The sequence below is a fragment of the Massilia sp. DJPM01 genome (assembly GCF_030348125.1).
In the GTDB taxonomy this organism is placed as follows: Bacteria; Pseudomonadota; Gammaproteobacteria; order Burkholderiales; family Burkholderiaceae_D; genus Telluria_A; species Telluria_A frigida.
The window spans coordinates 121,445-135,261 of sequence record NZ_JAQOZV010000015.1; the positions used below are offsets into that span (position 1 = coordinate 121,445).

Here is a 13,817-nt window from a genome sequence, read left to right on the forward strand (position 1 = left end):
AAGCTTCCGTCGAACGCTCCAAGCAGGACCCGCTTTGGGATAATTTGTATTAAAGAACTACAATAGACGATCATGCCGCTCCAATCAATCGAACTTTTTGCAGGTGCCGGAGGCTTGGCGCTGGGGTTTTCGGAGCATGGCGTTGCTCATCAAGCTGTCGTTGAGTGGAACACCCATGCGTGTCAGACAATCAGGCGTAACCAGAGCGCCAATGTGGAGCCGGTTTCTCATTGGCCGGACGTTACCGAGGGTGACGTCCGCCAGTTCCAATACGATGCCTTCCAAGGAATCGATCTGGTCACCGGCGGGCCACCATGCCAGCCATTCTCAATGGGTGGAAAGGCTGGTGGGTTTCTTGACCCGAGGGACATGTTTCCGCAAGCCATCCGTGCTGTTCGTGAAACCCAGCCGAGTGCGTTCGTTTTCGAGAATGTGCAAGGTTTGAAGCGGGCGGCGTTCTCAGATTACTTCCGGTATATCTTGTTGCAACTTGAGTTTCCAGCTTTTCAGGCTCGTAGGGACGAACCGTGGATGCTTCATCTTGCCAGACTGGATCGTCACAAGGGGACTCGTGCTCGTAGCGAATACCGTGTCGAATGGCGACTTGTTAATGCCGCCAACTATGGCGTGCCGCAAAAGCGCATGCGTATTTTCATCGTGGGTTTCCGGGCCGATGTCCCCAACCAGTATGAATTTCCATTTGCCAGCCATAGTCAAGATGCCCTCTTGCTTGATCAGTGGAGCGCGGACGGCATGTATTGGGACCGTCACCGTATTGCGCGACGTAATCGTCCCGCTAGACCAGAGGGTATCGAGCGTAAGCTGCAGGGTTTATTGGAGCTCGACCCGGCTCAAGTGCGTCTGCCATGGCGGACAGTCAGAGATGCTATTGCGGATTTGCCGGATCCAGAACGGCGGCCGGATATGGAGCTTGTAGCGGCTCATCGTTTCCAGCCTGGCGCTCGGAGCTATGCCGGCCATACTGGCAGTCCACTCGATGAACCTGCCAAGGCACTGAAAGCGGGTGATCATGGTGTGCCTGGTGGCGAGAACATGCTGCGACGACCGGATGGCTCGGTTCGCTATTTTACCGTGCGCGAATCGGCCAGAATTCAGACCTTCCCGGATACCTTCATCTTCGAGGGAACTTGGGGTGAAACGATGCGTCAGCTTGGCAATGCGGTTCCAGTACGATTGGCATCAGTGATGGCTGGCAGCGTATGCGGTCATTTGCGCGCCGCGCGCCACACCCCGCCGCTGCTCGCGGTGGCATAGCGGCGGTAAGCGCTATCATTTTATTCGCCCTCGGCTTGGATGAATTGTCCCGACAGGCACGGTGGAAGAATGTTCAGGTGAGTTTGTGCCTTTTCGGCCAATTGCGCTGGGGTCTCGAGGCGCTCCGCGTGATTTGTTGCCCAGCCACGCCCGGGGTGCAACACGTCCCAACGTGACCGCTTGCCGGCGAGTCTGCCTTTACCGGGATTGTGATTACCAAAGCCATCAATCGCTGAGTTCCAAATTGGCGTGAACCTAGCGATGATCAGCGACTCCCCAAGCGGGATCCAGATGTCGTCCACCACCAAGAAACGGCACTGAAAGTCCTGGATATCCAGATTCTCAGCCGCTTTCACGCTCTCAGCGTGTTCTTTGAGGCGCTTTTGCAATACTCTTCCCGCCGCCAACTCCAGGTTAGCCCCCATCCGCGCGCCTGCGGGGATCGCTTTGCCAACATAAATAGGGAGTTGGAAGTTCTCTTCCCGATTCAGACGTGAGATTTGTTGATAGGCCTGAAAATCACCGGTGTAATAAATTGCATAGATCCCGGCCCCCTCGAACATCGGTACATCGCCCAGCGGATGCACTTCCTTGGTCAACAAGGCCTCAGCAACACTCGCACCAAGGTTTTTTTTGTCCAAGGGATTAAAGGGAATAACCTTGCCCGTCATGCGCGCTTCCTGTATTTGCCTTGTTTAATCTCAACTGACCGGACCAAATTGGCAAAGGTCAATTGCTTTTGACAGGCGGATTCACGTGAAAAAGAAGGCCACCGTTCTGGGTGGCCGATCTGTCGACTATTGAGATTTACGTCATATGTGATGACGTCGTACATCCCGACAAAGCTTAAGCGTCGATATTTCCGGCACGCAGCGCATTCGACTCAATAAAATTCCTGCGTGGCTCAACCTCATCACCCATCAGCGTGGTGAAAATCTGATCCGCAGCAATCGCATCATCGATCTGCACTTTCAGCAAACGCCTCACGGTCGGGTCCATCGTGGTTTCCCACAGCTGTTCCGGATTCATCTCGCCCAGCCCTTTGTAGCGCTGCTTGCTGACCGTGCGCTCGGCTTCGTCGCGCAGCCATTGCATCGCGTGGTGGAAGTCGTCAACCGCCGTTTCCTTCATGCGCTCGCCTTCGCCGCGGCGGATAAACGCGCCTTCGCCGATCAATCCCTGGAAGGTCGCAGCCGCATTGGCCAAGGTCGAGTAATCGGCGCCCTGCACAAAATCGGCATCGATCGAGCTGACCTGGATATTGCCGTGGTGCATACGCTCGATGCGCAGCGCGTGTTTTTCGCTCAGGTCGTCCGAACGTACGCTTACCTTGACGGCTTTGTCGTCGATCATCTTCTCCATCGCGGCGGCCGATACCCCGGCGCTGTCCAGCGTATTCAGATCCAGCGTCACGCCGGTCATGATGGCGGTCAGCGCGGCGCGGTCGATCACGCGCGTCAGGCGCATCATGATCGCATTCGCCAGGTTGAACTGGCGTACCAGTTCGGCCAGCGGTTCGCCGGAAATCGGTTCGCCACCGTCGCGCGGGGTCAGCACGGCGGTATTTAACGCCACCGTCATCATGTAGCTCGCCTCTTCCACGTCATCCTTGAGATAACGCTCGTCGCGGCCCGCCTTCACCTTGTACAGCGGCGGTTGCGCGATATAGATATGGCCGCGTTCCACCAGTTGCGGCATCTGGCGATAGAACAAGGTCAGCAGCAGGGTGCGGATGTGGGCGCCGTCGACGTCCGCATCGGTCATGATAATAATGCGGTGATAGCGCAGCTTGTCGACGTTGAATTCGTCCGGTCCGATCGACGTACCCAGGGTCGCGATCAAGGTCGTGATCTGTTCCGACGACAGCATCTTTTCAAAGCGCGCCTTTTCCACGTTCAGCACCTTGCCGCGCAGCGGCAAAATGGCTTGGAATTTACGGTCGCGCCCTTGTTTTGCCGAGCCACCTGCCGAATCACCCTCGACGATGTACAGTTCGCACAAGGCCGGGTCTTTTTCCTGGCAATCGGCCAGTTTGGCCGACAGGCCCAAACCGTCCATGATGCCTTTGCGGCGGGTCAGGTCGCGCGCCTTGCGCGCCGCTTCGCGCGCGCGCGCCGCTTCCACGATTTTGCCGCAGATGATCTTGGCGTCGTTCGGCTTTTCCATCAGGTAGTCGGTCAGCGTCTTGGCGACGATTTCCTCGACCGGGCCGCGCACTTCGCTCGATACCAGCTTGTCCTTGGTCTGCGAGCTGAATTTCGGCTCCGGCACTTTGACCGACAGCACGCAGGTCAGGCCTTCGCGCATATCGTCGCCGCTGATTTCAACCTTGGCTTTCTTGGCGAAATCGTGCTCGTCGATATATTTGTTGATCACGCGCGTCATCGCGGCGCGCAGGCCGGTCAGGTGGGTGCCGCCGTCGCGCTGCGGGATGTTATTGGTGAAGCACAGTACCTGTTCGTTGTAGGCGTCGTTCCATTGCATGGAGACGTCGACGCTGATATTCGTGCCCTGGTCCGACAGGCGTTCGCCGGTGGCCTGGAATACGGTCGGGTGCAGGACGGTCTTGGCTTTGTTGATGTATTCGACGAAGCCGCGCGTACCGCCTTCGAACGCAAAAATCTCTTCCTTGCCGGTGCGCTGGTCGGTCAGTTTGATATTGACGCCGTTATTCAGGAACGACAGTTCGCGAATGCGCTTGGCCAGGATTTCGTAGTGGAATTCGACGTGCGTGAAAATTTCTTCGTCGGCCCAGAAGTGGACGTCGGTGCCGCGCTTGTCGGTTTCGCCGATGACCTTGATCGGCGACACAGCAACGCCGTCGATCATTTCGATCAAGCGGTTCTGCGGAACACCGCGCACGAATTCCATGTAATGGACTTTGCCGTCGCGGCGGATGGTCAGCTTGAGCAGTTTCGACAGGCCGTTTACGCAGGACACGCCCACGCCGTGCAAACCGCCCGAGACTTTGTACGAGTTCTGGTCGAACTTGCCGCCGGCGTGCAGTTCGGTCATCACGATTTCGGCGGCGCTGCGCTTCGGCTCGTGCTTGTCGTCGAATTTGAGGCCGGTCGGTACGCCGCGGCCGTTGTCGGTGATCGATATCGAATTGTCCGAGTGGATCGTGACGTGGATTTCGGTGCAGTGACCCGCCAGCGATTCGTCGATTGAGTTGTCCAGCACTTCGAACACCAGGTGGTGCAGGCCGGTGCCGTCCGAGGTGTCGCCAATGTACATGCCGGGGCGCTTGCGCACCGCTTCCAGACCTTCGAGGATCTGGATTGAGGAGGCTCCGTATTCTTCGATCTTGGCGGGGATTGCTGGTGTGTTCTCGGACATGGACTGCTTTCTCAAAAAACGATGTATCGGGTGCTAAATGTCGGAACCGCTATCCCGTCGTTCCCGCGAAGGCGGGAATCCAATTTCGTCGAGCCGCCTGTAACTACGGAGCAAACTTGGGTTCCCGCCGAGTGCCGCCTTGGCGCGGGAACGACGGTGCTAATTTCCGGGTGCTGCGTGCTGCTTGGCTTGCCGTAATTCTTGCTGCTTAAATGCGCATCGGCATGACAACGTACTTGAAGTCCGCGTTGTCAGGAATCGAAATCAGCGCCGACGAATTCGAATCGCCCAGGGCGATGTTGATCTGGTCGCACTTCAAATTGTTCAACACGTCCAGCAGATAGGTCACGTTGAAACCAATGTCGACACTGTCGCCGCCGTAGTCGATTTCCAGTTCTTCGACCGCTTCTTCCTGGTCCGCATTGGTCGAGCTGATCTTCATGCTGCCCGGGCTGATGATGCAGCGTACGCCCTTGAACTTGTCGCTGGTCATGATCGCTGCGCGCTGCAAGGAACGCAGCAGCTCATCGCGGCCGATCGTGAAGTCGTTCTTGTAGCCCTTCGGAATCACACGCGTGTAATCCGGGAACTTGCCTTCCACCAGCTTCGAGACCAGCTCGATGTCGGCGAAGGTCAGCTTGACTTGCGAAGTCGAAATGTCCAGCTGGACCGTCTCGTCGCTTTCTTCCAGCAGACGCTGCAGCTCAATGATCGTCTTGCGCGGAATGATGACTTCCTGGCGCGTGAATTCCTGCTCGGTCTCGACCTGGCAAAACGCCAGGCGGTGGCCGTCGGTCGCCACGGCGATCACGTTGCGGCCATCGAGCACCAGCAGCAGGCCGTTCAGGTAGTAACGGATATCCTGTTGCGCCATCGAAAAGTGCACCATGTTGAACAGGTGCTTGAGCGTTTTCTGCGGCAGGGTCACCGTGGCGTTGTAAGCGTCCGCGACGGCGACGGTCGGAAATTCTTCCGCCGCCAGGGTTTGCAGCGCGAAGCGCGATTTGCCGGTCTGTACCGTCAGGCGCTTGTTCAGCAAGGTCATCGTGACGTCGCCCGATTCGGGCAGGGCGCGCAAAATGTCCAGCAGCTTGCGCGCGGCCACGGTGGTACCGGCCACATCGGCACCCGAGCCGATCCTGGCGTGCGTCGTGATCTGGACCTCGGTGTCCGTCGACAGGAATGAGACGTTTTCGCCGTCCTTGCGGATGAGGATATTGGCCAGAATCGGCATAGTGTGCCGACGCTCGACAATACCGCTCACGATCTGCAGTGGCCGGAGAAGGGTATCTCGGGTGGTTTTGACCAATTGCATAGTAATCCTCGGTAGAGTTGTCAGAAATATACTGTATGGCCCGGTTCGCAGTGCCGCTACGCCGGCCGCCCCCGGCAAGCGGGCTTGCCTGGAGGCTGACAACGCAACAACAGGGCCACGGTAACCTTGCTGCTAATGCTATATTTTGCCAGAAATTGCCGTCCGCACATTAATTCGGGCTTTAACCCTTCAAAGTCTGTTCCAGGACGTGCAGCTCATGGTTGCACTCCGCATTCTTGGTGCGGTCGAGTGCGATCTTGCGCACCGCGTGCAGCACCGTGGTGTGGTCGCGCCCGCCGAACAGTTCGCCGATCTCCGGCAAGCTCTTCTGCGTCAATTCCTTGGCCAGGTACATCGCGATCTGGCGCGGCCGCGCGATGTTGGCGGGGCGGCGCTTGGAGTACATGTCGGCCACCTTGATGCTGAAGAAGTCGGCCACCGTTTTCTGGATGTTTTCCACCGAGATCTGGCGGTTCTGTACCGACAGCAAATCCTTCAGCGCTTCTTTCACCACATCGATGGTGATGTCCTTGCCGTGGAAGCGCGAGTACGCCAGGATCTTGCGCAGCGCGCCTTCGAGCTCGCGCACGTTCGAGCGCAGGTGCTTGGCGACAAAAAAGGCCACGTCGTCGGAAAACGTCACGCCCTCGGACTGGGCTTTTTTCAGCAGGATCGCCACGCGCATTTCCAGCTCCGGCGGCTCGATCGCCACCGTCAGGCCGGAATCGAAACGCGAGATCAGGCGGTCGTCCATGCCGGTGATTTCTTTTGGATACGTGTCGCTGGTGATGATGATCTGCTTCTTGGCGGCGATCAGGGCCTCGAAGGCATAGAAAAATTCTTCCTGCGTGCGGCTCTTGCCGCCGAAGAATTGAATATCATCGATCAGCAGCATGTCCAGCGAGTGGTAGTAATGCTTGAAGTCGTCGAAGCCCTTGCGTTGATAGGCGGTGACGACGTCGCGTACATACTGTTCCGCGTGGATGTAGCGAATCTTGGCGCCCGGCTGGTCGGCCATCACCTGGTTGCCGATCGCGTGGATCAAGTGCGTTTTACCGAGGCCCACGCCGCCGTAGAAGAACAGCGGGTTGTAGCTCACGCCCGGATTGTTGGCCACCTGGATCGCGGCGGCGCGCGCCAGCTGGTTGGCCTTACCGGTGACGAAGCTGTCGAAGGTCAGGTCGGTGTTGACGCGGCTCTGTTCGCGGCGCGGCGAATTTCCGATATTGAACATTTCCGGCGCAGCCGGGTTATCCGCCGGGCCATTGCCGGGACCATTGTTGATGGTGCCGGGCATGGGGCCGTCGTTCGGGGCCGGATGGGGCGCGACCGGCTTTTTCGGCAGCGCGTTACGCGGGTCGAGCACGAACTGCACTTCCGTCGGCGCTTCCCAGTATTGGGAGGCGAGGGCGGTGATGCGGTTGGCGAACTGCGACTTCACCCAGTCCAGCTTGAAGCGGTTCGGTGCTGCGATGCGCAACTTGCCGTCCTCGTAATCGAGGGCAACCAGCGGTTTGATCCACGCACTGAATTGTTGCGGCGTCAGCTCCAGTTCCAACTGCGCGGAACAGGTCTGCCAAAAATTTTCCATGAATCTTCTGTCTGAATAAGGTGTGGAGGGGCGGTTCGATGATGCTTCGCTAGCGCATGCGTTGCGAGCGGTTCGCCACACGTAACACGCTATTCTACCCGCGAAGGCCAGAGTTATCCACAGGCACGCCGCTTATTTTCGGTGCGGGGGCGACGTGGCAGAGGGGAAATAGAAGAAAGGCAAGTTGTCGTAAATTTACGTCGTTCGGGTGCCTTGCCCGGTGTGCGCGCGTTCCGCGTCCCGCATCACACGCGCTCCCCGCCCGTCGTTCCCGCGCCAAGGCGGCACTCGGCGGGAACCCAAGTTATCCGCGCAGCCAGTGGCTTCAGCACGAACTTGGGGGGAACGCATGCGTTCCCGCCTTCGCGGGAAGTCGTTTCTGGCAGTGCCAGGAACGACGCTGGGGGGCGGGAATGACGGCGGGGGACGGGAACGACGGCGGGGACGGGCGATGGAAGCTGCACTGTGCTTCCCGCCCCACATTTCCCCGCCAAAACCACCTCCGGCCAGTCCCCAAACCACAACCTTCCTTGACAAGGGCCAGTGAAATGAGTTCTAATCCAAGGTTCCCCGCCCGTACTCCGTGCAAATGAGTCAGTTTATTGTGACTTATAGCTGTGGCTTAGCGGGTAAATATGAGTATTTTTGCTGTGGCGTGTCGCTGGCTTAACATCTGCGAAATGTCCTTGGCGCCGAAAACTGACGGGACGTCAGACCCGATTTTGCATTTTATTTTGCTTTAAGCGAGACCACCATGAAACGTACTTACCAACCTTCCGTCGTTCGTCGCAAACGTACGCACGGCTTCCGTGCACGTATGGCTACCCGTGGCGGTCGCGATGTGCTCAATGCACGCCGCGCCAAGGGTCGCAAACGCCTGGCTGTATAAGTCTGGCACTTACTGCCCGATCGCGGTTGGCTATGACTAGCGAAGGTTCACACGACTTCGCGCGCGTTCGGCGTATCGTTAAAACGGATGAATTTTCATCCGTTTTTCGTTTGCGCCCCGCCCAAAAAACAGCCCACTTCGTGCTCTACACCCGCTCGAACGACTTGCCGCATGCGCGGCTCGGCGTGGTCGTGGCCAAGCGCTTTGCGCCCCGGGCCGTCACCCGCAATACGATCAAGCGCGTGACGCGCGAGCTGTTTCGCATGGCACCGCTGCCGCCCGTCGATTGCATCGTGCGCCTGGCGCGCCCGGTCAATACCAAGCAAGGCCCGGCCACCACCGCCGCGCTCAAGGCGATCCTGCGCGCTGAAATTGCGCGCCTGTTTTCGTCACAAGCGTCACATAGTGCGTCACATAGTGCGCCACGTAGTGCGCCTCAGGGTGCGTCACATAGCGCGCCGAGCGATGCGGCGAGCGATGCAACGCCCTACGGGACGCCCGCGCCGAAAGCGTCACCATGAATACCCTGCTGGTCTGGTTATTGCGTGGCTATCAGCTGATGTTATCCCCGATGCTGGGGCAGCGCTGCCGCTTTTACCCGACCTGCTCCAATTATGCGATCGAAGCGATCCGCACCCACGGCGCCGCACGCGGCAGCCTGCTGGCCGCGCGCCGCCTGTGCCGCTGCCATCCGTGGGATGATGGCGGATTCGATCCGGTGCCGCCCGCGCACCCGAAGAATTCTTCTACAGCCGCTTGCGGCTGCAACCACTCCTGACCAATACCTCAATGGAAATCAATAAACGTACTATCCTGTGGATCGTGTTTTCCGTATCGCTGGTGGTTCTTTGGAACAACTGGATGGTATCGAACGGCAAACAGTCCATGTTTTCCGCCACGCCGCCTGCGAAGGTCGCCACGGTCGCCAACACGGCGCCGGCCGCTGGCCTGCCGGCCGCCGCCGGCGTGCCTGGCACCGCCGCGCAGCCCGCCTTCCAGGGCGAAACGATCACCATGACCACCGATGTCATGAAAGTCGACATCGATACCGTCGGTGGCGTGATCAAGCGCCTTGAATTGCTCAAGTTTAAGGATGCCAACGACAAGACCAAGAACCAGGTCCTGTTCGATGTGACGTCCAAGGGCATGTACCTGGCCCAGACCGGCTTGCTCAGCAATGTCAAGGACTTGACCCTGCCGGCCAAGGAAACGGGCTTCATCGCCAAGTCCGGCCCGCGCGCGCTCGACAGTGCCAACGAAATCCAGCTCGTGCTCGAAGCCGAACAGGGCGGCGTCAAGCTGACCAAGACCTTCACCTTCAAGCGCGGCGATTACCTGATCGGCATGCGCCACGACGTGGCCAACGTGGGGGCCACTCCGGTCAGCCCGTCGCTGTACCTGCAGTTGCTGCACCACGGTAACAAGCCGGAGGGCGAGTCCTACTTCAATTCCAGCTACACCGGCCCGACCATGTACACCCCGGCCGATCACTATCAAAAGCTGACGTTCGACACCATCGAGAAAAAAGGCCACGCCGAGCACGCCACAAAGGCTGACGACGGCTGGGTTGCCATTTCGCAGCACTATTTTGTCTCGGCCTTCCTGCCGCCGGCAAACATGCCGCGTGAAATCTTCACCAAGAAAGATGGCCCGAACCTGTACGCCATCGGTACGATCATGCCTCTGGGCATCATCGCGCCGGGCAAGAGCGTCACCAACGACGCCAGGCTGTATTCCGGTCCGCAGGACGAAAACAAGCTGGCCGCCATCGCGCCGGGCCTGGAACGGGTCAAGGATTATGGTTTCCTGCACATCATCGCGCAGCCGATTTTCTGGGTCATGGACCAGATCCATAACGTCCTGGGCAACTGGGGCTGGACCATCATCGCCTTCACCATCCTGATCAAGCTGCTGTTCTTCCCGTTGTCGGCTGCCGGTTACAAGAGCATGGCGCGCATCAAGGTGGTCACGCCGAAAATGCAAGCCATCCGCGAGAAGTACAAAGGCGACCCGGCCAAGATGAACCAGGCCACGATGGAACTGTACAAGACCGAAAAGATCAATCCGCTGGGCGGCTGCCTGCCGATCCTGGTCCAGATGCCGGTCTTTATCGCCCTGTACTGGGTGCTGCAGGCGTCCGCCGAAATGCGCGGCGCCCCATGGATCGGCTGGATCACCGACCTGACCGCGCCGGACCCGTACTACATCCTGCCGGTGCTGTACGCGATCTCGATGTTCATCACGACCAAGCTGAACCCGGCGCCAGCCGATCCGATGCAAGCGAAGATGATGCTGTTCATGCCGCTGGCGTTCTCGGTCATGTTCATCTTCTTCCCGTCGGGCCTGGTACTGTACTGGGTTGTGAACAACATCTTGTCGATCGGCCAGCAATGGGTCATCACCAAGAAATTTGAAGACGCGGCAGCCAAGAAATAGGCGTTTGCTTGCAGTGTCCCGAAAAGCCCGTGTTCCCCACGGGTTTTTTTTTGCCCGCGCGCGGCAACAGAATGCCGCCAGCCTGTTGCGGCAATTAAATTACAATCACAACTATGAAACTTGATACTTCCCCCATCGCCGCGATCGCCACCGCACCGGGCCGCGGCGGCATCGGCGTGGTGCGCGCCTCCGGCAAATCGCTGGCGCCGCTGCTGGCCGCGCTGTTTCCGGATGTCACCCTGAGCCCGCGCCGCGCGACCTATATTCCCTTCAAACAGGCCGACGGTGCCGTGATCGACCAGGGCATCGCCCTGTATTTCAAGGGCCCGCGCTCGTACACCGGCGAAGACGTGCTCGAACTGCAGGGCCACGGCGGCCCCATCGTGCTGCAGATGCTGCTGGCGCGCGTGCTCGAAGCGGGCGCCGAATCGGGCCTGCGCCTGGCCGAGCCCGGTGAATTCACGCGCCGCGCCTACCTTAACGACAAGCTCGACCTGGCCCAGGCCGAAGCGGTCGCCGACCTGATTGACGCTTCCACCGAGGCCGCCGCCAAATCGGCCACGCAGTCGCTCTCCGGCGCCTTTTCCAAGACCATCCATACCCTGGTCGAGCAAACCATCGGCCTGCGCATGCTGGTCGAAGCGACCCTCGATTTCCCGGAAGAAGAAATCGACTTCCTCGAAAAGTCCGACGCGCGCGGCCAGCTGGCTGTGATCGTGGCCTCCCTGGAGCGCGTGTTCCAGCAGGCGGCCCAGGGCGCGCTGCTGCGCGAAGGGCTCAACGTGGTGCTGGTCGGCCAGCCCAACGTGGGTAAGTCTTCACTTCTTAATGCCCTGGCCGGGGCCGACGTGGCCATCGTCACGCCGATTGCCGGCACCACGCGCGACAAGGTCAGCGAAACCATCCAGATCGAAGGCATTCCGCTCAACATCATCGACACCGCCGGCATCCGCACCATCGACGACGCGGTCGACGTGGTCGAGCGCATCGGCATCGAGCGCACCTGGGGCGAAGTGGCCAAGGCCGACGTCATCCTGCACCTGCTCGACGCCGACCTGGGGCCGACCCGGGCCGACGACGGCATCGTCGCCGCCTTTCCGGCCGGCGTGCCGGTGCTGCGCGTGTGGAACAAGATCGACCTGTCGGGCCACAAGCCCTCGGTCAACCCGACCGAGGAAGCGACCAATATCTACCTCTCGGCGCATGAACACGTGGGCATGGACTTGCTGCGCGCGGAACTGTTGCGCATCGCCGGCTGGCAGCAGACCGGCGAATCGCTGTTCCTGGCGCGCGAGCGGCACCTGATCGCCTTGCGTTCGGCGCACAAGCACCTGGCGCTGGCGGGCGAGCATGCCGCCCAAAACGACCAGTCGCTCGACCTGTTCGCCGAGGAATTGCGGCTGGCGCAGGCCCAGCTGTCGAGCATTACCGGCCAGTTTTCGTCGGACGATTTGCTGGGCGTGATTTTCAGCCGCTTTTGCATAGGAAAATAGGCAATGCGCGCGTGCATCGCCGCAGGCGCGCCGTGAATTTCAATGATCTCTCCCCACAACAAGGACGCCGAAATGGCATTACCCTGCACCCTCGATGAACTGCGCAGCCGTTTTAACGCCGGCGAATCGTTTTCGTTCCTGCAGTTCTGGGGCCACACGCCCGCCAGGGATGGCAAGCTCACGCGCAGCTGCTTCAGCCAGTGGTACGCGGCCGCGTTCAAGCTCGACGGCGACCGTTACGCCACCGCCGAGCACTTCATGATGGCGGCCAAGGCGCGCCTGTTCAACGACGAAGCCACCCGCGCCAAGGTGCTGGCCGCGCCCACCCCGGGTGGCGCCAAGGCGCTCGGCCGCGGCGTGGCCGGGTTCGTCGATGCCGACTGGCTGGCGCACCGTTTCGATATCGTCTGCCGCGCCAACGTCGCCAAATTCGGACAAAACCCGGCCCTGCGCGATTTCCTGATGGGTACCGGCGAGCACGTGCTGGTGGAAGCCAGTCCGGTCGACCGCATCTGGGGCACCGGCCTGGCCGCGGACGATCCGCGCTCGCAAGACCCCAACCAGTGGCAAGGTCCGAACCTGCTCGGGTTTGCCCTGATGGAGGCGCGCCGCCAGTTGCAGCAGGCATGCGATGGCGCTGTTGTATCGTGATGCAGGCATCGCTTATCGCTATAGCAGCGCAACTAATGTTGCTATAATGCTCAGCTGATCGACACGATGACAACTGAAGGAATGGGTATGAAGAAGTATTTTCGCGCGGCAGCTGTGTTGCTGGTGCAACTGGCAGCCTTGCCTGCCATGGCCGCGCCTGAGATTTCCGCGCCGATCTGCGAGATTTTGGCTTCCGATGCCATCGCAACGATGATCGGCATGCCGGTGGCAGGCAAGGAGTCCAGCAAAGGCATGTTTTCGGAAGCATGCGTGTTCAAGACCTCGGCAGGCAAGCAAGGTCCCTCCATGTTCATTATCGAGCGCTATACCAAGTCGCTCCCGGCCGGCGCCGAAAAAGACATGGTGATGACCACCCCGACCAGCCAGATTCTCGCGGTCGAGGGTTTGGGCGACGCGGCGTGGATGAATAGCTACACCAGCGAATTGCTGGTGCGCCGCGGCGGCACCGTGCACAAAGTGATCGCGCGCGCGGTCGAGTGCGAAAAGCTGGCTGAGGAAACCTACGATGAACAGGAAGTGCGCTGCACCGCCAAGCGCGTCGGCATCCTGAAACAGACGGCGGCGGCGATCCTGGCCCGGTAATCCCGGCCGCACGGCAGGGCAGCACACCGGACAGCGTGCACGTTGCGCGCATGAGTCCGCTAATTTGATATAGTGGCTGCTCCGCCGCAATTTCAGGAGTGGCTGCCCGATGATCCCCATTTGCCCCGCCGACGATGCCCACGTCAAGCCGGTTCCCGCGTGCGTGCAGTGCCGGAATGACGACGAACTCGATTTCGACTTCGACTACGCCTACCAGCCCATCAT

12 protein-coding genes are annotated in these 13,817 nt (G+C 59.8%); 8 read left to right on the forward strand and 4 right to left on the reverse strand.

Annotated features, from left to right (window positions below; translation table 11 throughout):
- Nucleotides 1–72 precede the first annotated feature (72 nt).
- The gene (locus tag PO883_RS12405) at nucleotides 73–1,275 is read left to right on the forward strand and encodes a DNA cytosine methyltransferase (RefSeq protein ID WP_289310041.1); all 1,203 of its coding nucleotides are present in this window, start codon (nucleotides 73–75) and stop codon (nucleotides 1,273–1,275) included.
- Nucleotides 1,276–1,295: 20 nt separating this feature from the next.
- Here the strand turns inward: PO883_RS12405 and PO883_RS12410 are convergent, their stop codons facing one another.
- The 4 genes from PO883_RS12410 to dnaA all read right to left on the reverse strand — a co-directional run bounded on the left by PO883_RS12410 (nucleotide 1,296) and on the right by dnaA (nucleotide 7,520).
- On the reverse strand, nucleotides 1,296–1,946 hold the full coding sequence (locus tag PO883_RS12410) for an Eco29kI family restriction endonuclease (protein WP_167092388.1): 651 nt from the start codon (nucleotides 1,944–1,946) through the stop codon (nucleotides 1,296–1,298).
- A 175-nt stretch (nucleotides 1,947–2,121) separates the two neighbouring features.
- Complete coding sequence (gene gyrB, locus PO883_RS12415) at nucleotides 2,122–4,614, reverse strand: DNA topoisomerase (ATP-hydrolyzing) subunit B (protein ID WP_289310042.1); 2,493 nt, start codon at nucleotides 4,612–4,614, stop codon at nucleotides 2,122–2,124.
- 208 nt (nucleotides 4,615–4,822) lie between these two features.
- Complete coding sequence (dnaN, locus tag PO883_RS12420) at nucleotides 4,823–5,929, reverse strand: DNA polymerase III subunit beta (protein WP_289310043.1); 1,107 nt, start codon at nucleotides 5,927–5,929, stop codon at nucleotides 4,823–4,825.
- Nucleotides 5,930–6,110: 181 nt separating this feature from the next.
- Nucleotides 6,111–7,520: a chromosomal replication initiator protein DnaA gene (gene dnaA / locus PO883_RS12425; RefSeq protein ID WP_167092382.1), complete on the reverse strand. Its 1,410-nt coding sequence runs from the start codon at nucleotides 7,518–7,520 to the stop codon at nucleotides 6,111–6,113.
- A gap of 754 nt (nucleotides 7,521–8,274) precedes the next feature.
- On the opposite strand from dnaA, the gene rpmH reads away from it, so the two are divergent.
- The 7 genes from rpmH (at nucleotide 8,275) to PO883_RS12460 (ending at nucleotide 13,592) form a co-directional block, all read left to right on the forward strand.
- Nucleotides 8,275–8,409 carry a 50S ribosomal protein L34 gene (rpmH, locus tag PO883_RS12430; RefSeq protein WP_010401996.1) on the forward strand — a complete coding sequence of 45 codons (135 nt, stop codon included), beginning with the start codon at nucleotides 8,275–8,277 and terminating at the stop codon, nucleotides 8,407–8,409.
- Nucleotides 8,410–8,441: 32 nt separating this feature from the next.
- Complete coding sequence (gene rnpA, locus PO883_RS12435) at nucleotides 8,442–8,930, forward strand: ribonuclease P protein component (protein WP_373890056.1); 489 nt, start codon at nucleotides 8,442–8,444, stop codon at nucleotides 8,928–8,930.
- On the forward strand, nucleotides 8,927–9,187 hold the full coding sequence (gene yidD, locus PO883_RS12440; RefSeq protein WP_167092375.1) for a membrane protein insertion efficiency factor YidD: 261 nt from the start codon (nucleotides 8,927–8,929) through the stop codon (nucleotides 9,185–9,187). The genes rnpA and yidD overlap by 4 nt, the downstream gene beginning before the upstream one ends.
- An 11-nt stretch (nucleotides 9,188–9,198) precedes the next feature.
- Complete coding sequence (gene yidC / locus PO883_RS12445) at nucleotides 9,199–10,845, forward strand: membrane protein insertase YidC (protein WP_289310044.1); 1,647 nt, start codon at nucleotides 9,199–9,201, stop codon at nucleotides 10,843–10,845.
- Nucleotides 10,846–10,958: 113 nt separating this feature from the next.
- The gene (mnmE, locus tag PO883_RS12450) at nucleotides 10,959–12,338 is read left to right on the forward strand and encodes a tRNA uridine-5-carboxymethylaminomethyl(34) synthesis GTPase MnmE (RefSeq protein WP_289310045.1); all 1,380 of its coding nucleotides are present in this window, start codon (nucleotides 10,959–10,961) and stop codon (nucleotides 12,336–12,338) included.
- Nucleotides 12,339–12,410: 72 nt separating this feature from the next.
- The gene (locus PO883_RS12455; RefSeq protein ID WP_289310046.1) at nucleotides 12,411–12,989 is read left to right on the forward strand and encodes an NADAR family protein; all 579 of its coding nucleotides are present in this window, start codon (nucleotides 12,411–12,413) and stop codon (nucleotides 12,987–12,989) included.
- A gap of 87 nt (nucleotides 12,990–13,076) precedes the next feature.
- Nucleotides 13,077–13,592, forward strand: coding sequence for a hypothetical protein (locus PO883_RS12460; protein ID WP_167092360.1), 516 nt, complete (start codon nucleotides 13,077–13,079; stop codon nucleotides 13,590–13,592).
- Nucleotides 13,593–13,817: the final 225 nt, after the last annotated feature.